Origin of the sequence: Mycolicibacterium litorale (assembly GCF_010731695.1) — a bacterium.
Classification (GTDB): domain Bacteria; phylum Actinomycetota; class Actinomycetes; order Mycobacteriales; family Mycobacteriaceae; genus Mycobacterium; species Mycobacterium litorale.
The window spans coordinates 3,102,651-3,126,269 of sequence record NZ_AP022586.1 but is presented as its reverse complement, the minus strand read 5'-3'; the positions used below and the strand labels follow the sequence as shown (position 1 = coordinate 3,126,269).

General features: G+C 69.4%; 18 protein-coding genes and 1 riboswitch. Of the genes, 9 read left to right on the top strand and 9 right to left on the bottom strand.

From position 1 onward, the window contains the following. Window positions 1–12 precede the first annotated feature (12 nt). Both G6N30_RS14815 and G6N30_RS14810 read left to right on the top strand, forming a co-directional pair. On the top strand, window positions 13–1,464 hold the full coding sequence (locus G6N30_RS14815; RefSeq protein WP_134054023.1) for an FAD-dependent oxidoreductase: 1,452 nt from the start codon (window positions 13–15) through the stop codon (window positions 1,462–1,464). 104 nt (window positions 1,465–1,568) lie between these two features. After that, window positions 1,569–2,384, top strand: a complete 816-nt coding sequence (locus G6N30_RS14810; RefSeq protein WP_134054021.1) for a transglutaminase-like domain-containing protein — start codon at window positions 1,569–1,571, stop codon at window positions 2,382–2,384. Here G6N30_RS14810 and G6N30_RS14805 read toward each other — a convergent pair. From G6N30_RS14805 to G6N30_RS14785, 5 genes are all read right to left on the bottom strand, one after another. Next, entirely contained in the window at window positions 2,371–3,597 is a 1,227-nt protein-coding gene (locus G6N30_RS14805; RefSeq protein WP_134054019.1) for a lipase family alpha/beta hydrolase, read from the bottom strand. The genes G6N30_RS14810 and G6N30_RS14805 overlap by 14 nt on opposite strands. Beyond that, a complete protein-coding gene (locus tag G6N30_RS14800) occupies window positions 3,584–4,225 on the bottom strand; it encodes a rhomboid-like protein (protein ID WP_134054017.1) in 642 nt (213 codons plus the stop codon). The genes G6N30_RS14805 and G6N30_RS14800 overlap by 14 nt, the downstream gene beginning before the upstream one ends. 16 nt (window positions 4,226–4,241) lie before the next feature. Continuing rightward, window positions 4,242–5,198, bottom strand: coding sequence for a helix-turn-helix domain-containing protein (locus G6N30_RS14795; RefSeq protein ID WP_134054015.1), 957 nt, complete (start codon window positions 5,196–5,198; stop codon window positions 4,242–4,244). Between the two features lie 117 nt (window positions 5,199–5,315). Further along, a complete protein-coding gene (locus tag G6N30_RS14790) occupies window positions 5,316–7,919 on the bottom strand; it encodes an FHA domain-containing protein (protein WP_134054013.1) in 2,604 nt (867 codons plus the stop codon). Window positions 7,920–7,951: 32 nt separating this feature from the next. After that, window positions 7,952–9,169 carry an NADH:flavin oxidoreductase gene (locus tag G6N30_RS14785; RefSeq protein ID WP_134054011.1) on the bottom strand — a complete coding sequence of 406 codons (1,218 nt, stop codon included), beginning with the start codon at window positions 9,167–9,169 and terminating at the stop codon, window positions 7,952–7,954. A 39-nt stretch (window positions 9,170–9,208) separates the two neighbouring features. Here G6N30_RS14785 and G6N30_RS14780 point away from each other — a divergent pair, with 39 nt between their 5' ends. The 5 genes from G6N30_RS14780 to G6N30_RS14760 all read left to right on the top strand — a co-directional run bounded on the left by G6N30_RS14780 (window position 9,209) and on the right by G6N30_RS14760 (window position 16,141). Further along, a complete protein-coding gene (locus G6N30_RS14780; protein WP_179965636.1) occupies window positions 9,209–10,066 on the top strand; it encodes a bifunctional methylenetetrahydrofolate dehydrogenase/methenyltetrahydrofolate cyclohydrolase in 858 nt (285 codons plus the stop codon). A 30-nt stretch (window positions 10,067–10,096) separates the two neighbouring features. Continuing rightward, window positions 10,097–10,390 carry a DUF3017 domain-containing protein gene (locus tag G6N30_RS14775; RefSeq protein WP_134054007.1) on the top strand — a complete coding sequence of 98 codons (294 nt, stop codon included), beginning with the start codon at window positions 10,097–10,099 and terminating at the stop codon, window positions 10,388–10,390. Between the two features lie 133 nt (window positions 10,391–10,523). Continuing rightward, a complete protein-coding gene (locus G6N30_RS14770) occupies window positions 10,524–11,126 on the top strand; it encodes a TetR family transcriptional regulator (RefSeq protein ID WP_134054005.1) in 603 nt (200 codons plus the stop codon). Then, window positions 11,126–12,643, top strand: coding sequence for an FAD-dependent monooxygenase (locus G6N30_RS14765; protein ID WP_407664655.1), 1,518 nt, complete (start codon window positions 11,126–11,128; stop codon window positions 12,641–12,643). The genes G6N30_RS14770 and G6N30_RS14765 overlap by 1 nt, the downstream gene beginning before the upstream one ends. 180 nt (window positions 12,644–12,823) lie before the next feature. After that, on the top strand, window positions 12,824–16,141 hold the full coding sequence (locus G6N30_RS14760; RefSeq protein ID WP_134054001.1) for an NAD-glutamate dehydrogenase domain-containing protein: 3,318 nt from the start codon (window positions 12,824–12,826) through the stop codon (window positions 16,139–16,141). 8 nt (window positions 16,142–16,149) lie between these two features. On the opposite strand, the gene G6N30_RS14755 is transcribed toward G6N30_RS14760, so the two are convergent. Genes G6N30_RS14755 through G6N30_RS14745 form a run of 3 tightly spaced genes read right to left on the bottom strand, consistent with a single transcriptional unit; the run spans window position 16,150 to window position 19,338 of the window. Next, window positions 16,150–16,869, bottom strand: coding sequence for a class I SAM-dependent methyltransferase (locus G6N30_RS14755; RefSeq protein WP_134053999.1), 720 nt, complete (start codon window positions 16,867–16,869; stop codon window positions 16,150–16,152). Continuing rightward, the gene (gene metX, locus G6N30_RS14750; protein WP_276026773.1) at window positions 16,866–18,020 is read right to left on the bottom strand and encodes a homoserine O-acetyltransferase MetX; all 1,155 of its coding nucleotides are present in this window, start codon (window positions 18,018–18,020) and stop codon (window positions 16,866–16,868) included. The genes G6N30_RS14755 and metX overlap by 4 nt, the downstream gene beginning before the upstream one ends. Continuing rightward, complete coding sequence (locus G6N30_RS14745; protein ID WP_134053995.1) at window positions 18,004–19,338, bottom strand: bifunctional o-acetylhomoserine/o-acetylserine sulfhydrylase; 1,335 nt, start codon at window positions 19,336–19,338, stop codon at window positions 18,004–18,006. Before G6N30_RS14745 ends, metX begins: the two co-directional genes overlap by 17 nt. Before the next feature lie 43 nt (window positions 19,339–19,381). Beyond that, window positions 19,382–19,500: riboswitch (SAM riboswitch) on the bottom strand. Window positions 19,501–19,652: 152 nt separating this feature from the next. On the opposite strand from G6N30_RS14745, the gene G6N30_RS14740 reads away from it, so the two are divergent. Next, on the top strand, window positions 19,653–21,908 hold the full coding sequence (locus G6N30_RS14740) for an NADP-dependent isocitrate dehydrogenase (protein WP_134053993.1): 2,256 nt from the start codon (window positions 19,653–19,655) through the stop codon (window positions 21,906–21,908). Here the strand turns inward: G6N30_RS14740 and G6N30_RS14735 are convergent, their stop codons facing one another. Continuing rightward, the gene (locus G6N30_RS14735; RefSeq protein ID WP_134053991.1) at window positions 21,909–22,742 is read right to left on the bottom strand and encodes an epoxide hydrolase EphH; all 834 of its coding nucleotides are present in this window, start codon (window positions 22,740–22,742) and stop codon (window positions 21,909–21,911) included. 75 nt (window positions 22,743–22,817) lie between these two features. Here G6N30_RS14735 and G6N30_RS14730 point away from each other — a divergent pair, with 75 nt between their 5' ends. Continuing rightward, a complete protein-coding gene (locus G6N30_RS14730) occupies window positions 22,818–23,609 on the top strand; it encodes an exodeoxyribonuclease III (protein WP_134053989.1) in 792 nt (263 codons plus the stop codon). Window positions 23,610–23,619: the final 10 nt, after the last annotated feature.

Genomic DNA, 23,619 nt, shown 5'->3' with positions numbered 1-23,619 from the left:
AGGGAGGTGCCCATGACCGAACGCTGTGATGTCTGCATCGTCGGGGCCGGTCTCGCCGGCCTCAACGCCCTGTTCGCCGCGAGCCGGCACCTCGCGCCCGATCAGCGCATCATCCTCGTCGACCGCAGACGGCGCGTCGGCGGCATGTGGGTGGACACCTATCCGTACGTGCGGCTGCACCAGCCCCACGGCATGTTCACCGCGGGCGACATCACCTGGACCCTGGGCCGCGAGCGGTCCTACCTGGCGACCAAGGACGAGGTGCTCGACCATCTGCAGCACTGCCTCGAGGAGATCCGCACGCGGGTGCGCGTCGACGAGTTCTTCGGGTGGGACATGGTCGACGACGATGAGGTCGACGGCCGGGTGCGCGTCTCCTGCCGGTCGGCCGACGGGCAGGTGGTGGAGATCGACGCCGCGAAACTGGTCAAGGCATACGGTTTCCGGATCACGCCCAACGATCCGCTTCCGCTGTCGAGTGACCGCGTGCACTCGGTCTCCCCGGACTACTGCGATGTCCGCGACGGTGAGATCCGTGCCAGCAGAGCCCCCGTGTGGATCATCGGCGGCGGTAAGACCGCGATGGACACCGCCCACGCGCTGATCACGCACTGCCCGGGGCGCGAGGTCAACCTCGTCGCCGGGGGCGGCACGTTCTTCCAGTGTCGCGACAAGTTCTTCCCCGACGGCGCCCGGCGGTGGTTCGGCGGCACCCTGGTCAGCAGCCTGGGGGTCGAGGCCTCCCGACGGTTCGACGGCACCAACGAAGACGACGTGTGGCGCTGGCACCGGGCCCGTTACGGCACGTGGCTGACGCCCGGAACCGCCAATTTCCTGCTGGGCGTGCTGTCGGAGCAGGAGTGCCGCACCATCGCCGGCGGGCTGCAGTCGGTGCTGATGGACTACTTCGTCGACGCCGTCGACAGCGGTGACGCCGTCGAGCTGCGATTCCGCAGCGGTGCGACCACCACCGTCGAACCTGGTAGCTGGATCGTGAACTGCACCGGATACGTCACCCACCGCGACGATCCGTATGAGCCCTACCTGTCCCCGGGCGGATCGGTGCTGTCCATTCAAATTCGTTCGGCGACAATGCATCTGAGCTCCTACATGGGCTACTTCATGACGCACATGCTGCTGCACGACCGGCTGCGCGACACCCCGCTCTACGAACTGGACGTGCAGGACCTGACGGCGAAGTCCCGAACGGCCTTCCCGTACACGCTGCTGACGCTGGCGCAGTACAACCTGAGCCTGATGGCCGATCAGCTGCCCGCGAAGGTGTTCGCGGAGTGCGGGCTCGACTTCGACCGCTGGTATCCGCTGCCCCGCCGGATGGCGGCGACGGCCCGGTTCATGCTGACCCACCGTCGGCAGCGTGAGCGTCAGCGCCGCGCACTGGACACCGTCAGGGAGAGGTTCGACCTGCGGTGCGGACCGTTGAACGCAGGAGTGGCCCCCTAGGTACTCGAACACCGATTCGATCAAATCCCGCCACGTCGACACGCGTGTCATTCGATGGGTGGGGTCGCGCTGCGGGGACACCGCGGGGGGACGAGACTGTGCGGATGCCCCGCGACACCATGAGCCGCACCGTCGGCGCCGAACTCGCCATCGAGGTCACCGCGCCGACAACCCTGGAGTTCCAGATCGCGCTCGCCCCCCAGCCCGGTGCGGAGGTGACCGAGAGCCTCGTCTTCTCCCACGACGGCGCAAGTGTGGAGCCGCAGGAGATCATCGGCGAGCACGGCACCAGGATCCACAAGTTCGACGCGAAGGAGGGCACGGTCGTCGCGTCGTACCAGGCCACGGTCGTCGGCCTGGCCGACCCGCCGCCGGTCCGCGACATCGACATCTCGACGTATCTGCGACCGAGCCGCTATGCCGAGGCCGACAAGTTCTTCGGCTTCGCCGCAACGGAATTCGGCCGGTACGCCCCGGTGGAACTGCTCGAGAAGGTACCGGCCTGGGTCGGCAGCCGCCTGCGCTATGTCCCCGGTTCGAGCGATCCCATCGACGGCGCCGCCGACACCCTGCTGGCCGGTGCGGGCGTGTGCCGCGACTACGCGCACCTGGTCATCGCGCTGCTGCGTGCGGTCAACGTCCCGGCCAGGCTGGTGTCGGTCTACGCGCCCGGTTGCAACCCGATGGATTTCCACGCCGTCGCCGAGGCGTACGTCGACGGTCAGTGGCGCGTCGCCGACGCGACGCTCCTGGCGCCTCGGCAATCGATGGTGCGCATCGCCACCGGGCGCGACGCCGCCGACACGGCGTTCCTCGACAACCACGACGGCTCCATCACGCTGCAGAACATGATGATCACCGCGGTCGTCGACGGCGACCTGCCCAGGGACACCGTGTCGGACCTCGTCACGTTGCGGTGACACCCAACCAGTGCACCAGCCGGTCGTAGACGTCGGGATGGTTGAGCAGGTCGAAGTGATGCAGACCGGTCAGCACCAGCCCGTTGTCCTCCTCGAACGGGAGGCGCCGCTTCCGGCCCCGGCCGGCCGCGCTCGACGGCCGCACCAGGTGGTCGCCGAACACCAGTCCCACCGGCCGTGGCGCAGCCGACGTCGCCACGAAGTGGTAGGACGCACCGTCCAGGAACGGCACCTCGGCGCAGCGGTCGCGTAGGAACTCGTCGGGGTCCGCCTCACCCCAGTCGTCGTCGAGGCACGCGCCGAACCGAAGATCCTTGATGCCGTCGCTGCGCAGGTTGAGGAAGTCCGCGATCGCGCGGGTCTCCCGGAGCCGCGCCAGCGCCCACGATGCGGCGTTGACGCTCTTTTCCAGGTCGGCGCCCAGATGCGGCGAACCCAGGCACACGACCTGCCGCACCTTGCCGGTCCAGGGCCGGCCGTTCTCGCTGCCGTAGTGGCAGGCGCTGCGCACCACCAGGCCGCCCATCGAATGCCCGACGAGCGCGATGTCGGTCACCGGCACCGGCCACGCCCCGGTCAGCGACGTCAGCAACTCATCGAGGGCATGTCCGTTGCTCGAGATGTGCAGGCCGGTGTTGTACCGCACGTCGATCGGGGTGAAGCCGAGGTCGTCACGCAGGCGGGCGCCGTAGGGCCGCGGATCGGGGGCGTCGACGCCCGGACGCGGCGGGCGGCGCCACGACGTCTCGGTCTGGCACAGCCCGTGGACGAACACCGCGATGCGGTTGGTCGCGTCGGGGAAGGCGTCGGCGATCGGCGCGGGCGCGAGGTCGACGCTGCGCCCGCCGACGCGCACCGCCATGGTCGTGGCCAGCGCGTTTCCCCTGGCCGCGAGTTCGTCGCCGTAGATGCCGTTGAGCGCGGCGATCGCCTCGGCCACCGCGGGCGTCTGGTCGATCGGGGTGTCGTCCTGAAGGCGTGTCGCGGCAACGGCGCCGACCGCTTCGGGCAGGCGCTGTCCGGCCATGCCGACCGCCGCGTACACCGTCTGCGCGATCGCATCGTGAATGATCTCGACGGGTCTTGCGGCCGGCCCGACGGACGTGAACACCCGGCTGGCGATCCCGGTGTGCAGCCCTTGGACGACGTCGCGGAGAACCGTGACACCCTCGGCGGCAACCTCGCCGAGGCCCTTGATCTCAGTGGCGCGCATAGTCCTGTCTACCCGGATACGGGTGACTGTCGCGGTCGACCGCCAGAGGACTGAGCGTGAGACCGGTCACAAAGGCGCTCAGGTGACCGACCTCGGTGAACGTCGGGCGCGCCACCGCGTTGGCCGTCAGGACCGCGACCGCCGCGGCGCGCACCCGCGCCCGCTGCCGCCGGGGCAGGTAGGCCGTCAGCGTTCCGGCGACGCCGAGCAGGAAGTAGCTCACGCCGACGTCATGGGCGTCGGCCAGCCGCGGCGGCGCCTGTTCGGCACGGATCGACCGACGCAGATAGCCCTGGCCGAGGTAGGTGCCCGCGACATGGGCGGCGGTGCCGACCACGAGCCACCGCCACGTGCCCAGCCGGCGTTCGGCCGGGGCCAGGACGGCCGCGAACGGCGGCACGTACGGCCACCACTGCCTGCCGTCGAGCCAGAACAGACTCGCCGCCAGGACCCGGGTGGGTTCGTGGGAGAGGTGGTTGAGGTTGGTCGACTGGTTGCGCAGCAGCTGTGATCTGGCGCGGCCCGCGGAGCGCTGGATACGGGTCGTGACGGCGAGGACCGCCAGCCACATGAAGGTCGCCGGCGCGCCGGCCACGGTCCGCCCGACCACTCGCAGCGCACGTGTCACCTTGTGAATCTACCGGTCACCCGGCGTGCAACGTCACCTGCGGGTTCTGGCCGTACGACCGGCAGTAGAACTCCTCGAACGAGGTGAGGTGGGGGAAGCCCCAGCGCGCCGCGATCCGGTACACCGTCGTCACATCGGGGGTGTGGTCGAGCAGTTCGCGGTGGGCGTGGTCGAGCCGAATGCGGCGCAGGTGCTCCAGCGGGCCTACCCCGAGATGGCGCCGGAACAGATACGCCACGCCGTCGGGGGTGAGCTCCACCGCGGCGGCGATATCCGCGATGCCGATGTCAGCGGCCGCGTTGTCCTCCATGTAGGCGATCGCGCGGCGCAGGAAGTTGGGCACCAGCCGGCCCGGGTGATCGGTGCCGGGGGTTCTGGTGGCGGGGAAGATCTCCAATACCTTGGCCGCCAGCATGCGGCCGGCCTTGCCGAGCACGATCGGGTTGGCGGTCACCGGATCGGCGAGCAATCGTTCGACGGCGTCGAGCATCGTCACCCACTGTTCGGCAGCAGATGCGCTGACGGGATTGCCCGACTGGAACCGCAGCGCCGACGGGGCGACGCCGGCCGATTCCGCCAGCACCCGCACCGGAATGGTCACGGCATGCGACCAGGCGTGGTCGGTGTGGCACCGGTAGCGGGCACCGGGGAATGTCGACAAGAACACGTCGCCACGGCGATAGGAGACGCCGTGGGCGTCGCCGGTGGCCGTGACCGTGCCGGCCTGCAACGAGGCGATGACCACGGCACCGTGATCCTCGACGTCGAACTGCAGCTGCGCGGGCAACCGCACGTCATGGCACTGGAAGGCGGGGGTGTGGCGGCGATCGACGCGCAGCGGGCGCGCCTGGGTCCGCGAATCGCGGATCCGCAGGCTCGCGCCGTACTCGCTCTGCAAATGTCCGTAGGCCTCGGCGAGGTCCGGCGTCGCCCACGAATCCCGGCGAACCAGCGTTGCCCCCTGCGCGTTCAAACCGGAACTCCCTCCAACAGCGGCTGACCGATCAGCATGTCAGCCGCGTACAGGGACCACCATAACCGCGCCTATTGAGCGTGTGCGTAAATTTGCCGAATCTTGTTGAAGTTGAAACTAACCGCTCTTGAGCCGGATCTTCCAGCGCACGAATCCGAGGTAGCCGATGCACAGCACGGCGAGCATGCCCATGTCGAACCACCAGGCCGACGCGGTGTGCTCCCAGTGCGCATCCTTCGGGGTCAGCGGACCCGGGACCAGCTTGATCAGGTCCACGGTCGACGCCGACGCCGCGAAGCCCCAGCGCGCCGGGGTGAACCAGGACAGCTGATCGAGTACCAGCCGGTCGGTCACCGGGATCATGCCTCCAGAGAACACGAGCTGGCTCATGACGGCGACGACGAGCAGCGGCATGATCTGCTCGTTGGACTTCGCCAGCGCCGACAGCGCCAGACCGACCATCGCCGCGGTCACCGTCGTCGCCGCCATCACCACGAACAACTCGGCGGTGGGGCTCAGGAACGTCAGTGAACCCTGGGTGGGCGAACCCTTGCCCGCGATGGTGATCGCGGTGACGATCGACGACTGCAGGATCGCGAACACCGCGTAGATGCAGACCTTGGCCAGCAGATAGGCCGTGGTCGACAGGCCGACGGCCTGTTCGCGCCGGAAGATCGCGCGCTCGCCGATCAGGTCGCGGACCGTCAGCGCCGTGCCCATGAAGATCGCACCGACGTTGAGCAGGACCAGGATCTGGCCGGGTTCGTTGGGGGCATCGCCCATCGGGTCGGGGATGCCGAACCCGACGGTGCCGGGCACCGACAGCGACAGCACACCCATGATGAACGGCAGCAGTGCCAGGAACACGAAGTAGCCGCGGTCGGAGACGATCAACCGCATCTGACGGCGCGCGATCGTCGAGAACTGCCGCCGCAGGCTCGTCTTCGACGGTTCGCCGAGATTGCTCGGTTCGTCCTCGGTCGGCGGCTGGTCGGGCGGCGGACCGTTGAGCGCGAGGAACCTCTGATTGGCCCCGTCCGGATCACTGGCCACCGAGCTGAAGATGTCGGCCCAGTTCGTCGTGCCCATGGACCGGCCGATCTCGCTCGGCGGACCGCAGAACGCGGTCTTGCCGCCCGGCGCCAGCAGCAGCACCTGATCGCAGACGTCGAGATAGGTCAGCGAGTGGGTGACCACCAGCACGACGCGCCCGGCGTCGGCCAGCTGGCGCAGCATGGTCATGACCTGCCGGTCCAGCGCCGGGTCCAGGCCCGAGGTCGGCTCGTCGAGGATCAGCAGCGACGGGCCGGTCAGCAGCTCGAGCGCCACCGACGCGCGTTTGCGCTGACCGCCCGAGAGCTTGTCGACGCGGGTCTCGAGGTGCTTGGTCATCTCGAGTTCCTCGAGGACCTGCATGACGACCTGTTCGCGGTCGGCCTTGGTGGTGTCCGGCGGCAGCCGCAGTTCCGCGGCGTACATCAGCGCCTGCTTGACGGTCAGCTGACCGTGCACGACGTCGTCCTGCGGCACCATCCCGATCCGGGACCGCAGCGAGGCGTACTCGGCGTGGATGTTGTGGCCCTCGAACGTCACCGACCCGGCCGTGGGATGGGTGTAGCCGGCGACCAGCCGCGCGAACGTCGACTTACCGGCGCCCGACGGTCCGATGACCGCGGTCAGGGTGCCCGGCCGCGCGGTCAGCGAGATGTGGTCGAGCAGGGTCTTGTTGTTCTCGATGGTCCACGTGACACCGCGGACGTCCAGCCCGCCGGTCGCCGTGGCGGCCGCGGTCTCCGTGCGCCGCACCAGCGTGCCACCGCTGAAGACCAGGTCGATGTTGCCGATGGTGACCACGTCACCGTCGCGCAGCAGCGTCGAGTCGACGCGGGCGCCGTTGACGAACGTGCCGTTGATGCTGCGCGCGTCGATGATCTCGGTGCCGCCGGCCGCGGGGACGAGTGACGCGTGGTGACGCGACGCCAGGACATCGGGGATGACGATGTCGTTGTCGCTCGCGCGGCCGATCTTGATCGCCCCGGCGGGGGCCTCCGGAGCCCGTCCCGGCCGCAGGATCTTGAGCATGCTGGTCGCGAGGTTGCCGGCGTCTCCGGAGCGCGGGGCCGCGGTCGGGCCCATCCGCGTGACCGGCTCGAGGGCGGGCTGCTCGGACAGCGGCGGCGACATCGCGGCGCCGGTGACGGGCGGCCGCGTCTGCGGGTGCGACGGCGGCGGGTAGTGCGGCTGCGTGCCGGAGGGGAACGGCGGCGACTGCGGCCCGGTGGGGTAGCGCGGCTGCGGGCGCGACATCGGGGGCGCGGCATGCGCCGGCGGCGCGGACGGGGTCCAGCCGCCGGTGGCCGCCCTGGCGACCGGGACGGCGGTGGTCTGCGGTGGCCGCCCCGCCGAACCCTGGTGCCTGCCGACCTCGAAGGTCAGCTGCGGACCGTCGGGGTTGCCGATGTTGAGGCTCTGTCCGTCGCGGATGTCGACGGCGGGCACGCGCCTGCCGTTGACGAACATTCCGTTGAGGCTGCCGTTGTCGATCGCCACCCACCGGCCCTGGTCGAACCGCAGCACCAGGTGCGCGCGCGAGATCAGGGGGTGGGCGATGCGTACGTCGGCCCGGAGGTCTCGGCCGATGACAACGTCGTTGCCCGGCGCGAACGTACGGGTGGATCCTTCGTACCGAACGGTCAGCGCAGGTGGGGCTGGTCGGCTCATCGGGGACAACTCTATAGGTTCAAGATCCGTCGTCAGCCCAGCACGGGCAGCGAGTCCGGCGCGCCGGTGACGACACAGTGGGTGTGGCTGTAGATCGTCGCCATGCACTTGTTGCAGTGCGTGCACGCCGAGCGCACCGAACCGGCGCGCTCCTCGGCCTGGATCCGGTTGAGCAGATCGGGTTCGGCCAGCAGGGCGCGGCCCATCGCGACGAATTCGAAGCCCTCGGCCATCGCGAGGTCCATGGTCTCGCGGTTGGTGATGCCGCCCAGCAGGATCAGCGGCATCGTCAGTTCCGCGCGGAACTTCCTGGCCTTGTCCAGCAGGAACGCCTCGCGGTAGGGGTACTCGCGGAAGAACTTCTTGCCGGTCATGCGGATGCCCCAGCTCAGCGGCGGCTTGAACGCACTCGCGAACTCCTTGACCGGCGCGTCGCCGTGGAACAGGTACAGCGGGTTGACCAGCGAGCTGCCCGCGGTGAGCTCCAGCGCGTCCAGGCCGCCGTCCTCCTCGAGCCACTTGGCGGTCTGCAGCGACTCCTCGAGCGGGATGCCCGCGCGCACCCCGTCGGTCATGTTGAGCTTCGCGGTCACCGCGATCTGGTTGGCCCCGTACTTGTCCACGGCGTCGCGCACGGCGCGCACCACCCCGCGCGCGACCTTGGCCCGGTTCTCCAGCGATCCGCCGTACTCGTCCTTGCGGTGGTTGATCAGCGGGCTGAGGAACGAACTGGCCAGATAGTTGTGGCCGAGGTGGACCTCGACGGCGTCGAAGCCGGCGTCGATCGCCAGGCGCGCCGCATTGGCGTGCGCCGCGGTGACGTCAGCGATGTCACCGCGGGTTGCCTTCTTGGCGAACCGCATCGACAGCGGATTGAAGAACCGCACCGGCGCCAGCGCTTTGGCCTTGTTGGTGCGGGAGTTGGCGACCGGACCCGCGTGGCCGATCTGCGCGCTGATCGCAGCGCCCTCGGCGTGTACGGCCTCGGTCAGCCTGCGCAGCCCGGGCACCGCCTCCGGGCGCATCCAGATCTGCCATCCGTCGGTGCGTCCGCCGGGCGACACCGCGCAGTACGCGACCGTGGTCATGCCGACACCGCCGGCCGCGGGCAGCCGGTGGTAGTGGATCAAGTCGTCGGTGACCAGCGCGTTCGGCGTCGACGCCTCGAACGTGGCGGCCTTGATGATGCGGTTGCGCAATGTCACCGGGCCGAGCTTGGCCGGGGTGAACACATCTGGCGGGGTGTTCATACCGGAAGCCTGCCACAGTGAGCTGTCACAATGTCCGATGTGGGTGCGATAACTCTCGACGGAAAAGCCACGCGCGACGAGATCTTCGTCGATCTCAAGGACCGGGTGGCCGCGCTCACCGCACAGGGGCGCACCCCGGGCCTGGGCACCGTGCTGGTCGGTGACGACCCGGGCTCGCAGGCGTATGTGCGCGGTAAGCACGCCGACTGCGCGAAGGTCGGCATCACGTCGATCCGCCGCGATCTGCCCGCCGACATCAGCCAGGACGAACTCGACGCCACCATCGACGAGCTCAACGCGAATCCGGACTGCACCGGATACATCGTGCAGCTGCCGCTGCCCAAGCACCTCGACGAGAACGCGGCGCTCGAGCGCATCGACCCCGGTAAGGACGCCGACGGTCTGCACCCGACCAACCTGGGCCGGCTCGTGCTCAACGAGCCCGCCCCGCTTCCGTGTACGCCCCGCGGGATCGTGCACCTGCTGCGCCGCTTCGAGGTCGAGATCGCCGGCGCGCACGTGGTGGTGATCGGCCGCGGTGTCACGGTCGGTCGGCCGCTGGGGCTGCTGCTGACCCGCCGTTCGGAGAACGCCACGGTCACGTTGTGCCACACCGCAACCCGGCATCTGCCGGAGTTCACCCGCGAAGCCGACATCATCATCGCCGCGGCGGGCGTCCCGCACATGGTGACCGCCGAGATGGTCCGGCCCGGTTCCGCGGTCGTCGACGTCGGGGTCAGCCGGGACGACGAGGGAAAGCTGGTCGGTGACGTCGCACCCGACGTGTGGGACGTGGCCGGGCACGTGTCGCCGAATCCGGGTGGTGTCGGACCGCTGACCCGGGCGTTCCTGCTGACCAACGTCGTCGAGCGCGCCGAGGCTCTCGCCCGCGGATGACGCCGCGATGAGCGCTTGCGCGAAGAGCCGATGACCGTCAAAGACTTCGCCCGCAAGGTCTTCGCGGGACAGTGGCCGATCCTGGTGGTCGGCCTGATCGTCGTGGCGGCGTTCGGCCTCGTGGTCGCCGGCTACTGGCGCCGCGGCGCACTCGTCCTCGCCGTCGGTGTCGGAGTCGCTGCGGCACTGCGAATTTCACTGAGTGACGAGCGCGCCGGACTGCTCGCGGTGCGCAGCAAGGGCGTCGACTTCGTCACCACCGCGACGGTCAGCGCGACGATGCTCTACGTGGCCTGGACCATCGATCCGCTCGGGACGAGCTAGCCCACCCGCCGACCGCACGGTTGGTGTACGCATCGCCCGAGAAGGGCGGTCAACAACCGTGCGCTCGGCGCCCGTCACAAGTTGCACGGTGGGCAATCTTGCCTAGCGTGCAAGTTCGAGCTAACCTCGCCGCATGAACGCTCCCCTCGGTCTGCGTGAGCGCAAGAAGCTGGGCACCCGCTGGGCGCTGAGCGACGCCGCGCTCGCACTCGCACTGGAGCGGGGGCTGGACAACATCACCCGGGAGGAGATCGCGAACCGGGCCGGCGTGTCGCTGCGGACCTTCAACAACTACTTCACCGGCAAATACGAGGCGATCGCGTTCCGGCAGGTCGACCGGATGCGCCAGAGCCTCGCAGCATTCCGGCAGCGGCCCGCCGAGGAACCGCTGTGGTCTGCGGTGACCGAGGCGATGCTCGCGCCGCTGCAGGCCGAGGGTGCGATGAACGTCGCCCCGACCGCCGGGGAGGTGGCTGTCATCCGGGAGCTGCTGTCCGCCCGCGATCTGCGGGCCGCGCTGACCAAGGACCTCTTCGCCGACTGGGTCGACGCGATCGCCGAACGCACCGGCACCGATCCGGGGCGCGACATGTATCCGCGGCTGGTCGCCGGGGTGATCCGGGCGGTGGGGGAGGTCGCGATCGAGGTCTACGCCAACGCCGATCCGCCCGTCGCCTACGCCGACCTGCTCCGCCGGGGCCTTGCCGAGGTCGCCGCGGGACTGCCCGAAAGGTGATGCCGATGTCCGAGACTCCCGTCGTGATCTCCGGTGCGGGTCCGACCGGGCTCATGGTGGCGTGCGAACTCGCGCTGGCCGGCGTCCGGCCCGTGGTGCTCGAGCGCCTGCCTGCGCCCAGCGACGAACCGAAAGCCAACGGCCTGATCGGTCAGGTGGTCCGCATGCTCGACATGCGCGGACTGTACGAGGCGTTCAGTGGTGCCGCGGAACCGCCGAAACCGATGGACCAGTGGATGTTCAGCGGATTGCGCGTACCGCTGACCGGTATGCGGGACAACCCGATGTACGCGCTGATGATCCAGCAACCGCGGCTCGTCCGGCTGCTCGCCGACCACGCCCGCGAGCTGGGCGTCGACGTCCGCTGGGGCCACGAGCTGACCGGTGTGCGGACGACGCCCGACGGTGTCGCGGTGACCGCATCAACGGCCGAGGGTGACGTCGCGCTCGACGCGGCCTACCTGGTCGGTGCCGACGGCGGGCGCAGCGGCGTGCGCAAACTCGCCGGCATCGGGTTCCCGGGCCACACCTCGAACACCGTCGCCCGGCTCGCCCACGTGGAGATATCCGATGAAATCCGCTCGGACGACGGGGGTCTCGACGTGCCCGGTATCGGGCGTCTGCCGTGGGGACACCACCGCCTCGACGACGGCGGGTTCATCTTCGCCGAACTGGAGCCCGGCCGTCCGATGGTCGGCACCATCGAGTTCGGTGGGGAGATCGACGACGCGCACCCCATGACGCTGGACGAACTGCGCCACAGCACGCGGCGGGTGCTCGGGGCCGAACTGCCCTTCGGCCCGCCGGCCGGCGACGGACCGCACGCGCTGCGCCGCATCGCCGGGCAGAACACCCGGCAGGCCGACCGCTACCGTGCCGGAAACGTCTTCCTGGTAGGGGATTCGGCGCACGTGCATTCGGCGATGGGTGGCCCCGGCCTCAATCTGGGCCTGCAGGATGCGATGAACCTCGGCTGGAAACTGGCCGCGGCCGTCAGCGGCTGGGCACCGGCCAACCTGCTCGACACCTACCACGACGAGCGCCACCCGGCCGGCCTGCGGGTGATGATGCACTCGATGTCGCAGACCGCATTGTTCGGCCCCGGCCCCGAGGTCGGCGCGCTGCGCGGATTGTTCGCCGAACTGCTGCAGCTACCGAGCGCCGCCGCTCACGTGGCGCACCTGCTCGCCGGCTCCGACGTCCGCTACGACACCGGCGACGACCATCCGCTGTCGGGGCGGCTCGTGCCCGAGTGGACGCTGGCCGATGGCCGCCGGGTCGCCGAACTCCTGCACGCCGGGCGCCCGGTGCTGCTCGACGGCTCCGGCGGTGCGGCGGCCCGTGTCGCGGGCGCGTGGGCGCAGCGCATCGACTGCGTCGAGGCCACCGTGGCGGCTGGGCCCGTCGCGACGCTCATCCGCCCCGACGGCTACATCGTCTGGGCGACAGACGGTTTCGACGGTGACGGCGACGGGTTGTCCGCCGCGCTGCGCCGGTGGTTCGGCACCGGCGGCTGACCGGCCGCGCGTCGGCGGCTCCTGCCCGCCTTTACACACTGTAAGCAGACGGTGGTGATCGGTGACTGAGTGACACCGACGAACGGGTCCGCGTCGCGACAGACTCATGGGCGGGGGGCAGCGTCGCGACCGGTACACGGACCAACTCCTCATGGGGACAACCGGATTCGCGGCGGCCCCATGACCGAGAGGACCGAATCCGTGAGTGCGAACGCAGACCGGCACGCCGAGAACTCGAGCACCCGCGTCCCCGCGGAGTCGCTGTTGGACCCCGCCGCGGTGCGGGAGCTCAGCGGCGACGACATCGCGGTGGCGCTCGCTCGCACCGGCGACGACGGCCGGTTGCGGTTCGTCCTCGCCGCCGTGGCGCCCGTGCCGCTGCGGCGCATGCTCCCCGCGCTGCAGAGCATGGACCTGGAGGTCCTGCACGAGCACACCACGTCGTGGACGCGTGCGGACGGTGCCTCCTGCCATCTCTACGACCTCATGTTGCAGACCGGTGCCGACGCCGCCGCGGGCCTGGCCAGAGACTGGGACCAGACCGACCGGCGGATCCGGGACACATTCCACGCGATCTGGGCCGGACGCGCGGAGGCCGACAACGTCAACGCCCTCGTACCGTCGGCGGGGCTGACCTGGCGACAGGTCTGTGTGCTGCGCAGCTACAGCCGCTACCTCCTCCAGTCGCCGATGCCGTACGGGCAGAACCGCATCCAGAGCGTGCTGCTGGAGAATCCGGCGGCCACCCGCGCGGTCGTGGAGCTGTTCGAAGCGCGTTTCGGCCGCGGCGACCGCGCCGCGCACGATCCGCGGCGCCAGGCCGACATCGCGGCCGCCGACGACGAGCTCGCGGCACAGATCGACCGCGTGGTGCACATCGACGCCGACCGGATCCTGCGCGCCTACCGCAGCCTCATCGCCGCGACCGTGCGCACGAACGCCTTCGCGCCCGAAGCGCTGAGCGCGGCGGCGCCGTACCTGGTCCACAAGCTGCGCGCGCAGGACGTCGACGAGCTGCCCCAGCCGCGTCCGCTGTCGGAGATCTTCGTCTACTCACCGGACTTCGAGGGTGTGCACCTGCGCTTCGGCTTGGTGGCCCGGGGCGGCCTGCGCTGGTCGGACCGTCACGACGACTACCGCACCGAGGTGCTCGGCCTGGTCAAGGCGCAGGCGGTGAAGAACGCCGTCATCGTCCCCGTCGGCGCCAAGGGTGTCTTCGTCGTCAGGCCGTCCGCGGGTACCGACCCCAGCGCCGCGCGCACCCGCGGCCTGCGCTGCTACCAGCAGTTCGTGTCGGCTCTGCTCGACGTCGTCGACAGCACCGCCCCCGGCGCCGCGCCGCCACGCAGCGGCGTGGTCTGCCACGACGACACCGACGCCTACCTCGTGGTCGCGGCCGACAAGGGGACCGCGACGTTCTCCGACACCGCCAACGCCGTCGCGCTCGACCGTGGCTACTGGCTGGGCGACGCGTTCGCCTCCGGCGGGTCGTCGGGCTACGACCACAAGGCGATGGGGATCACCGCGCGCGGCGCATGGGTCAGCGCTGACAGCCATCTCGACGCGCTGGGCATCGACGCGGAGCGTGGCGAATTCCGCGTCGTCGGCATCGGTGACATGAGCGGGGACGTGTTCGGCAACGGGATGCTGCTGCGCCGCGGCATCAGGTTGGTGGCGGCATTCGACCACCGGCACATCTTCGTCGATCCCGACCCGTCGGGCGACCCCGCACACCGTGAGCGCCGGCGGCTGTTCGACCTGCCCCGGTCCTCCTGGGACGACTACGACCGGGCGCTGATCAGCGATGGCGGCGGAGTGTGGCCGCGCACCGCCAAGACCATCGTGGTCTCGGCGCAGATGCGCGCCGCCCTGGACATCACCGATCAGTCCGCCACCCTGACCCCGAACGAACTCATCAGCCACATCCTGCGTGCCCCGGTCGATCTGATCTTCAACGGTGGGGTCGGCACCTACGTCAAGGCCGGCGACGAACAGCACGCCGACGTCGCCGACAAGGTCAACGACGGTCTGCGCGTGGATGCCGATCAGGTGCGCGCGCGGGTCATCGTCGAGGGCGGCAATCTGGGCGTATCGCCGCGCGGCCGAGTCGAATTCGCCCGCCGGGGCGGCTACGTCAACACCGACGCCATCGACAATGCGGCCGGCGTCGACTGCTCCGACCACGAGGTCAACATCAAGGTCATGCTCGATGCGGCCGTCCGCGCCGACATGCTGCCCCGCAGCGCCCGCAACGGCCTGCTGGCGGAGATGACCGACGAGGTGGCGGCGCTCGTCCTCGCCAACAACCGGGCCCACAACCGCCTGCTCGGCGACGCGCAGTTCAACGCCGGCCAGATGGCGGGCGTGCACGCGCGGATGACGACCGCGCTCGAACGACGGCGCGGCTTGCACCGAAAGCGTGAAATCCTGCCCAGCGCAGCCGAATTCGCCGACCTCCTGAAGTCCGGCGCCGGCCTCACCCGCCCGCAGCTGGCGACGCTGATGGCGCACGTCAAACTCGACCTGAAGGCGGATCTGCTCGCCGACGACGAATTCGACGACCCGCATTTCGGCGAGATGCTGCGGCGGTACTTCCCGGCCACCATGCGGCGCCGGCTCGGCGAATCGCTGCCCGAACACCCACTGCGGCGCGAGATCCTGGCGACCACGATCGTGAACCACGTGCTGGCCACGTCGGGGCTCACGTTCGCGTTCCGGCTCGCCGAGGAGACCGGCGCGACGACGAGCGATATCGTGCGGGCGCACGCGATCGTGTCGGAGGTGTTCGACCTCGACACGCTGTGGGCGGACATCTACGGCGCCGGGTTGCCGCCCGCGCTGACCAACGCGCTGATCATCGAGGGCCGCAGGCTCCTCGATCGGGCGTCGCGGTGGTTCCTGCTCAACCGCCCGGCGCCGCTGCAGATCGACGAGGAGATCACCCGGTTCGCCCACCACGTCGCGACGTTGCGCGGCAAGCTCGCGGCGATGCTGCGTGGTAACGAGCTGGCCGCGGTGACCCACGCGCACCGTGAGCTGGTCGATCAGGGCGTGCCGTCCGCGGTCGCCGGTGCGATCAGCGAATCCCTGTACGCATTCAGCCTTCTCGACATCATCGACATGGCGCACCTGCACGACGAGGACGCCACCAAACTGGCCCACATCTACTTCGAACTGTCCGACCACCTCGGCGTGGACACGCTCCTGCTGGCCGTGTCGTCGCTGCCGCGGGGCGGCCGTTGGCATTCGCTCGCCCGGCTGGCGATGCGGGAGGACCTGTACCGCTCACTGCGCGGTCTGACACTCGACGTCAGCAGGCGCGTCTACCCGGTCACCGACGACGTCAGCGTGGTCGACGAATTCGAGGCCTACAACCGGCCGCGCCTCGAACGCATCAAGCGCACCATGGCGGAGTTTCTCGACACCGACGAGCCCGACCTGGCCGTCGTCTCGGTCGCGTCGGCGCAGTTGCGCCGGCTCACCACCACGCAGGGGTAGGCGGCCGGTCAGGCCATTGTCGCGCGGATGCACACCGTCACGTACGGCAGCGCGAGACCGGTCGTGTTCACCAGCGCCGGATGGGTGGCGAGCAGTTCGCGCACCCGGTCGAGCGTGCGGGTACGCACCTCGGCCGGGGAGGTGATGCAGTAGCTGCGCGACGCCACCAGATCGATCAGTGCCTGCGGCGTCAGATAACTCGTCCACTCGACGTGATGGCGCTGGATGTCGGTGAACGGGCCGGGCAGCGACACCTCGTTGGTGAACGGATCGTTCTCGTGGCCGATGATGTGGCCGAGATCCTTGACCCAGCCCATCCGCTCGTCGCGGGTGTTCCACACCAATCCGAGCCGCCCACCCGGGCGTAGCACCCTGGTGACCTCCTTGACGGCGCGTTCGGGGTCGAACCAGTGCCAGGCCTGGGCGACGAGCACCCCGTCGACGCTGTCGTCGGCCAGCGGGATCTCTTCGGCCGTACCCAGCAGCGCCGGGGTCTCGGGCAGCGCGCCGGTCAGCACCTCGAGCATCTCCGGGATCGGGTCCACGGCGATGACGTCTAGACCGCGTTCGACCAGCCGCGTGGTCAGCTTGCCGGTCCCCGCGCCCAGATCGAGGACGGTGTGCGCACCGCGGGGCAGCAGCCAGTCGATCGCCTCCGGCGGATACGACGGCCTACCCCGTTCATATGCCGCGGCCTGGGCGCCGAACGACAGTGACGGGTCGGTCACCGCGCCGCCAGCTCCAGGGTGCGCCGGATCAGCTTGCCGACGGCCTCGGTCTCGACCAGGAAGCCGTCGTGGCCGTACACCGAATCGACCACCTCCAGGCCGGTGCAGCCGGGCAGCAGCTCGGCCAGCTCCGCCTGCAACCGCAGGGGGTAGAGCCGGTCGGAGGTGATGCCGCCGACGATCGCCGGCACCCGGCAATTCCGCAGCGCCGTGCGCACGCCGCCACGGCCGCGGCCGACGTCATGGCTCGACAGTGCATCGGTGAGCGCCACGTAGGTGCCCGCGTCGAACCGCTCGACCAGCTTCGCGCCCTGGTACTCGAGGTAACTCTGCACGGCGTACCGGCCGCCCGTCGTCGGGTTCTCGTCGCCCTGGGCGTCGTTGCCGAACCGGTCGTCGAGTTCGAGCTCGCCGCGGTAGGTCAGGTGCGCGAAACGGCGGGCGATGCCGAGTCCGGTGACCGGGGCGCGCCCGGTGTCGTGGTAGTCGCCGCCGCACCAGTCCGGATCGGCTTTGATCGCCGCGACCTGGGTGCTCTGCGTGCCGATCTGGTCGGCGGTGGCCCGGGCGCCGACCGCGAGGATCAGCGCGGAGCGGACGGTGTCGGGATGCCCGACGATCCACTCCAGCGCCCGCGCGCCGCCCATGGAACCGCCCACCACGGCCGCGACCTGTGTGATGCCGAGCGCCTCGAGCGCGGCGAGGTCGGCGGCCACCTGGTCGCGGATCGTCACGGTGGGGAAGCGGGATCCCCACGGCCTGCCGTCGGGGGCGATCGACGCCGGTCCGGTCGATCCGCGGCAGCCGCCGAGCACGTTGGTCGACACGGCGCACCAGCGGTCGGTGTCGATCGGGGCGCCCGGTCCCGCGACGCCGTCCCACCAGCCGGGGGTGGGGTGATCTGGGCCGGCGGGGCCGGTGATGTGCGAGTCACCGGTCAGCGCATGCAGGACCATCACCACGTTGTCGCGGGTGGGGGACAGCTCGCCCCAGCGCTGGACGGCGATCGACACGTCGTCGAGCACCACACCGCTCTCCAGCGTGAGCGGGCCGATGTCGACGACGCCGACCTCGCCTTCGGCCGGCAGCGTGGTGATGGGCACGTCGGAAATCGTCACTGCGGTCTCTCCGCGTTCAGACCGTCTGCGCATCGGCGGATGCGGCGCGGATCGATCGGGCGGCGGCGAAGCCCTGCTCGAGGTCGGCGAGGATGTCGTCGATGCCCTCGATGCCGACGGCCAGGCGCACCAGGCCGGGGGTGACGCCGCTGGCCAGCTGCTCCTGTGGGCTGAGCTGAGCGTGCGTGGTGGACGCCGGATGGATCACCAGCGAGCGCACGTCGCCGATGTTCGCGACGTGGCTGTGCAGGGTGAGCGCGTTGACGAACGCCTTGCCCGCCTCGACACCACCGGCCAGCTCGAAGGCCAGCACCGCACCGGTTCCCTTGGGCGCCAGCTTCTTTCCGAGCTCGTACCACGGCGAATCGGGCAGCCCGGCGTAGTTCACCGAGATGACGTCGTCGTGTGCGGCCAGGTACTCCGCGACCCGCTGCGCGTTCGCCACGTGGCGTTCCAGCCGCAGGCTCAACGTCTCGAGGCCCTGGGCGATGAGGAACGCGTTGAACGGCGCGGCGGCCGAGCCGAGGTCACGCAGCAGCTGCACACGGGCTTTGAGCGCGTATGCGGGCGGGCCGAGTTCGGCGAACACCACGCCGTGGTAGCTCGGATCCGGCGTCGTGAAGCCCGGGAAGTTGCCGTTGGTCCAGTCGAACGTGCCGCCGTCGACGATCACCCCGGCGATCGCGTTGCCGTGCCCGCCGAGGTACTTGGTGGCCGAGTGCACGACGATGTCGGCGCCGTGGCTCAACGGCTGGATCAGATACGGCGTGGCGATGGTGTTGTCCACGATCAGCGGCACGCCGTTCTCATGGGCCACCGCCGCGACCGACGGGATGTCGAGGATGTCGATCTGTGGATTGGAGATCGTCTCCCCGAAGAACGCCTTGGTGTTGGGGCGCACCGCGGCCCGCCACGAGTCGAGGTCGTCGGGGTTCTCCACGAAGCTCACCTCGATGCCCATCTTCGGCAGCGAGTAGTGGAACAGGTTGTACGTGCCGCCGTAGAGCCGCGGGCTGGACACGACATGATCTCCGACGCCGGCGATATTCAAGATCGCGAACGTCTCGGCGGCCTGCCCGGAGGACAGGAACAGCGCTGCGACACCACCTTCGAGCGCGGCGATGCGTTGTTCGACGACGTCGGTCGTCGGATTCATGATCCGGGTGTAGATGTTGCCGGTCTCGGCCAGCCCGAACAGCGCCGCGGCGTGGTCGGTGTCGCGGAACGTGTACGAAGTGGTCTGGTAGATCGGCAGCGCCCGGGCGCTGGTGGCCGTATCGGGCGTCTGGCCGGCGTGGACCTGCTTGGTCTCGAACGCCCACTTCGCCGTCGGGTCTTCTGGCGTGCTCATGTGCAACGAACCTCCATCTGTCGTCTGGGGGCCCGTGCTCGCGGACCCGCGCTTGCCGCGTAGCCGTCACGGCTACTCAACCTGGTCATCACCCGGGGCACCCCACCGCGGTTGGAGGGTTGCCGGCCAGCGAGCCGGGGCTTGACGCTGGCACTCATGACCGCCAGGAAGCTTATCTCACCGCCCGCCGGGGTTGCCACCGCGTGATCCGGCGCGTGGTCCGATGACAGGGACCGGTTTCTGCGCCGGTGTCTGCCGGGTAGCGTCGTATCCGACAAACGCGGAGCTTCGATCTGACGCCGGGAGAACACCACATGAGCGCCGAGCAGCCGACCATCATCTACACGCTGACCGACGAGGCACCGCTGCTGGCGACCTACGGTTTCCTGCCGATCGTCCGGACCTTCGCGGAGCCGGCCGGCATCGCGGTGAAGACCAGCGACATCTCCGTGGCGGCGCGCATCCTGGCGGAGTTCCCGGAGCGGCTGACCGATGAGCAGCGAGTACCGGACAACCTCGGCGAGCTGGGCAAGCTGACCCAGGATCCGGACACCAACATCATCAAGCTGCCGAACATCAGCGCCTCGGTGCCGCAGCTGCTCGCCGCCATCAAGGAGCTCAAGGCCAAGGGTTACGACCTGCCCGACTACCCCGGCGATCCCAAGACCGACGAGGAGAAGGAGATCCGCAGGCGCTACGCCAACTGCCTCGGCAGTGCGGTCAATCCCGTTCTCCGCGAAGGCAACTCGGACCGGCGCGCGCCCAAGGCGGTCAAGGAGTACGCCCGCAAGCACCCGCACAGCATGGGGGAGTGGAGCCAGGCGTCGCGCACCCACGTCGCGACCATGAAGCACGGCGACTTCTATCACGGCGAGAAGTCGATGACCGTCGACAAGGACCGCAGGGTCAAGATGGTGCTGGAGACCAAGAGCGGTGAGACGCTCGTGCTCAAGCCCGAGGTCAAACTCGATGCCGGCGACGTCATCGACAGCATGTACATGAGCAAGAAAGCGTTGGTCGAGTTCTTCGAGGAGCAGATCGAGGACGCCTACAAGACCGGCGTGATGTTCTCGCTGCACGTCAAGGCGACCATGATGAAGGTCAGCCACCCGATCGTGTTCGGCCATGCGGTGAAGGTGTTCTACAAGGAGGCCTTCGCCAAGCACCAGAAGGTGCTCGACGAGCTGGGCGTCAACGTCAACAACGGCATGTCGGACCTGTACGACAAGATCGAATCGCTGCCCGCCTCGCAGCGCGAGGAGATCATCCAGGACATCCACGCCGTCCACGAGCACCGGCCCGAGCTGGCGATGGTCGACTCGGCCCGCGGGATCACGAACTTCCACTCACCCAGCGACGTGATCGTCGACGCGTCGATGCCGGCGATGATCCGGCTCGGCGGGAAGATGTACGGCGCCGACGGCCGCACCAAGGACACCAAGGCGGTCAACCCCGAGTCGACGTTCTCCCGGATCTACCAGGAGATGGTCAACTTCTGTAAGACCCACGGCCAGTTCGACCCGAGAACCATGGGCACCGTGCCGAACGTCGGTCTGATGGCGCAGAAGGCCGAGGAGTACGGCAGCCACGACAAGACCTTCGAGATCCCCGAGGACGGTGTCGCGAACATCGTCGACATCGACACCGGCGAGGTGCTGCTGACGCAGAACGTCGAGACCGGCGACATCTGGCGCATGCCGATCGTGAAGGACGCGGCGATCCGCGACTGGGTGAAGCTGGCCGTCACGCGGGCGCGCGCGTCGGGGATGACCGCGCTGTTCTGGCTGGACACCGAGCGTCCGCACGAGGCCGAGCTGCGCAAGAAGGTCAAGGAATACCTCGCCGACCACGACACCGAGGGCCTTCACATCCAGATCATGCCGCAGGTGTGGGCGATGCGGTACACGCTCGAGCGGGTGATCCGCGGGCAGGACACCATCGCCGTCACCGGCAACATCCTGCGCGACTACCTGACCGACCTGTTCCCGATCCTGGAGCTGGGCACCAGCGCGAAGATGCTCTCGATCGTCCCGCTGATGGCCGGCGGCGGCCTGTACGAGACCGGGGCCGGCGGTTCAGCGCCCAAGCACGTCCACCAGCTCGTCGAGGAGAACCACCTGCGGTGGGATTCGCTCGGCGAATTCCTCGCCCTCGGTGCGTGTTTCGAGGACATGGGCGCCAAGTCCGGCAACAAGCGCGCGATCCTGCTGGGCAAGACGCTGGATTCGGCCATCGGCAAACTGCTGGAGAACGACAAGGGTCCTTCGCGCAAGACCGGTGAGCTCGACAACCGCGGCAGCCAGTACTACCTCGCGATGTACTGGGCGCAGGAGTTGGCGGCGCAGTCCGACGACCAGGAGCTCGCCGACCACTTCGGTCCGCTGGCCAAGGCGCTGGCCGACAACGAGGAGACCATCGTCGCCGAACTCAACGAGGCGCAGGGCAACTCGGTCGACATCGGTGGCTACTACTACCCGGACCGCGAGAAGACCACCGCGGTGATGCGGCCGAGCAAGACCCTCAACGAGGCGTTGGAGGCCGCGACCGTCGCACCGGTGACCGAGGACTAGCTAGCCGCCGAGCGCCTCGTGCGGCGGCGCCACGTGGCGGTCGACGAATTCGACGATCAGGTTCGCCACCCGCTCCGGCGCCTCGTACATCGGGATGTGCCCGACGTTGTCGAGGTGGGTCACCTGGGTGTCCTTCGGCAGGTGGGTGGTGAAGTGCCGGGTGAACCGCGGATGCGGCAGCACCCGGTCCTTCTCGCAGATCACCAGGTGCGTCGGGCAACTGCCCTCGGCGATGTCCAGCAGTCCGGGCAGCGTCAATGACTTGACCAGCAGCTGGTAGTACGCGGGGCAGTGCGCGACGTCGTCGATGATGTCCGCGACGTCCTCGTCGGACAGGCCGTCCCGCGTGGCGCTCACGGCGGGGTAGGTGAGATACGGCGTGACGGGCAGCTTCAGCACCCGGTTGCCGAGCAACTTGACCACGACGTAGAGCGGCAGCCCGGCGAGGAACTTGCCGACGATCTCGAACTTCGCCGGCGTGAAGTGCCGCCAGCCGCCCGCGGGTGCGATACCGGTCAGGGTGCGGGCGCGGCCGCGCCGCTCCAGCTCGAAGGCCACCCAGCCGCCCAGCGAGTTGCCCACGATGTGGGCGGTCTCCCAGCCCAGGGCGTCCATCCGGCGTTCGACGTCATCGGCCAGTGAGCCGCTGTCCAGGAAGAACGGCCCCTTCACACCGCCGTTGTGGCCGGGCATCGTCGGCGCGTACACCTCGTAGCGGCCGGTGTCGGCGATCGCCGGGGCGACCTTCTTCCACACGTTCTGCGACATCATGAACGGGTGCAGCAAGAGGACGGGTTCGCCCGATCCGACGTGGATGGGTGCGCGTTCGGTCATGCTGCCCGAGGTTAAAGGTGATACCCGCGGTACCGCAAGGGAGGCCGGTAGAGGGCGGGGCTAGGGTCTGGCGCCGTGATAGTCAGCACCGTCAACGTCAACGGCATCCGCGCCGCGGTCAGACAGCGCTCTCCGGAGAACCTCGGGCTGCTGGCGTGGCTGAAGGAGACCACCGCCGACGTGGTGTGCCTGCAGGAGACCCGCGCTGACGACGACCAGCTCGCCGACGCGCTGGCCCCCGCACTGGCCGACGGCTGGCACCTGGCCTCGGCCAGCCCGCACCTCAAGGGCCGCAACGGCGTCGCGGTGCTGTCCCGGCACGCGATCCACGAGCACCGCCGGATGGCGTCCGACGAATTCGGGGAACACGGCCGCTACCTCGAGGTCGACACCGGCGGGCTGACCGTGGCCAGCGTGTATGTCCAGACCGGGGAGGCCGAGACCGAACGGCAACTCGAGAAGGAACGGTTCATGGCCGCGCTGGCGGCCCGGATGGCGGAGATCCGCGACACCGACGCCGTGGTCTGCGGCGACTGGAACATCGCCCACACCGAGAACGACATCAAGAACTGGAAGGGCAACCTCAAGAAGTCCGGTTTCCTGCCCAGCGAACGGGCGTGGCTGACCGAGCTGCTGGGCACCGGATGGGTGGACGTGGTGCGTGCCCTGCACCCCGGCGTCGCCGGGCCCTACAGCTGGTGGTCGTGGCGTGGGCGGGCGTTCGACAACGACGCCGGCTGGCGTATCGACTACCAGTTGGCGGCCCCGTCGCTGGCCCCGCGGGCCCACGTCGCCCGGGTGGAACGCGCCGACGCCTATGCGCTGCGCTGGTCGGACCACGCGCCCGTCACCGTCGAGTACTCGTGATCGGCCGACG

Excerpts from the sequence above, each read along its gene's own strand:
- G6N30_RS14815 (WP_134054023.1), top strand. The coding sequence starts at position 13 with ATGACCGAACGCTGTGATGTCTGCATCGTCGGGGCCGGTCTCGCCGGC.
- G6N30_RS14775 (WP_134054007.1), top strand. The coding sequence starts at position 10,097 with ATGACCGTCAAAGACTTCGCCCGCAAGGTCTTCGCGGGACAGTGGCCG.
- G6N30_RS14765 (WP_407664655.1), top strand. The coding sequence starts at position 11,126 with ATGCCGATGTCCGAGACTCCCGTCGTGATCTCCGGTGCGGGTCCGACC.
- G6N30_RS14740 (WP_134053993.1), top strand. The coding sequence starts at position 19,653 with ATGAGCGCCGAGCAGCCGACCATCATCTACACGCTGACCGACGAGGCA.
- G6N30_RS14810 (WP_134054021.1), top strand. The coding sequence starts at position 1,569 with ATGCCCCGCGACACCATGAGCCGCACCGTCGGCGCCGAACTCGCCATC.
- G6N30_RS14735 (WP_134053991.1), bottom strand. The coding sequence starts at position 22,742 with ATGACCGAACGCGCACCCATCCACGTCGGATCGGGCGAACCCGTCCTC.
- G6N30_RS14745 (WP_134053995.1), bottom strand. The coding sequence starts at position 19,338 with ATGAGCACGCCAGAAGACCCGACGGCGAAGTGGGCGTTCGAGACCAAG.
- metX (WP_276026773.1), bottom strand. The coding sequence starts at position 18,020 with ATGCGCAGACGGTCTGAACGCGGAGAGACCGCAGTGACGATTTCCGAC.
- G6N30_RS14760 (WP_134054001.1), top strand. The coding sequence starts at position 12,824 with ATGACCGAGAGGACCGAATCCGTGAGTGCGAACGCAGACCGGCACGCC.
- G6N30_RS14770 (WP_134054005.1), top strand. The coding sequence starts at position 10,524 with ATGAACGCTCCCCTCGGTCTGCGTGAGCGCAAGAAGCTGGGCACCCGC.
- G6N30_RS14785 (WP_134054011.1), bottom strand. The coding sequence starts at position 9,169 with ATGAACACCCCGCCAGATGTGTTCACCCCGGCCAAGCTCGGCCCGGTG.
- G6N30_RS14790 (WP_134054013.1), bottom strand. The coding sequence starts at position 7,919 with ATGAGCCGACCAGCCCCACCTGCGCTGACCGTTCGGTACGAAGGATCC.
- G6N30_RS14805 (WP_134054019.1), bottom strand. The coding sequence starts at position 3,597 with ATGCGCGCCACTGAGATCAAGGGCCTCGGCGAGGTTGCCGCCGAGGGT.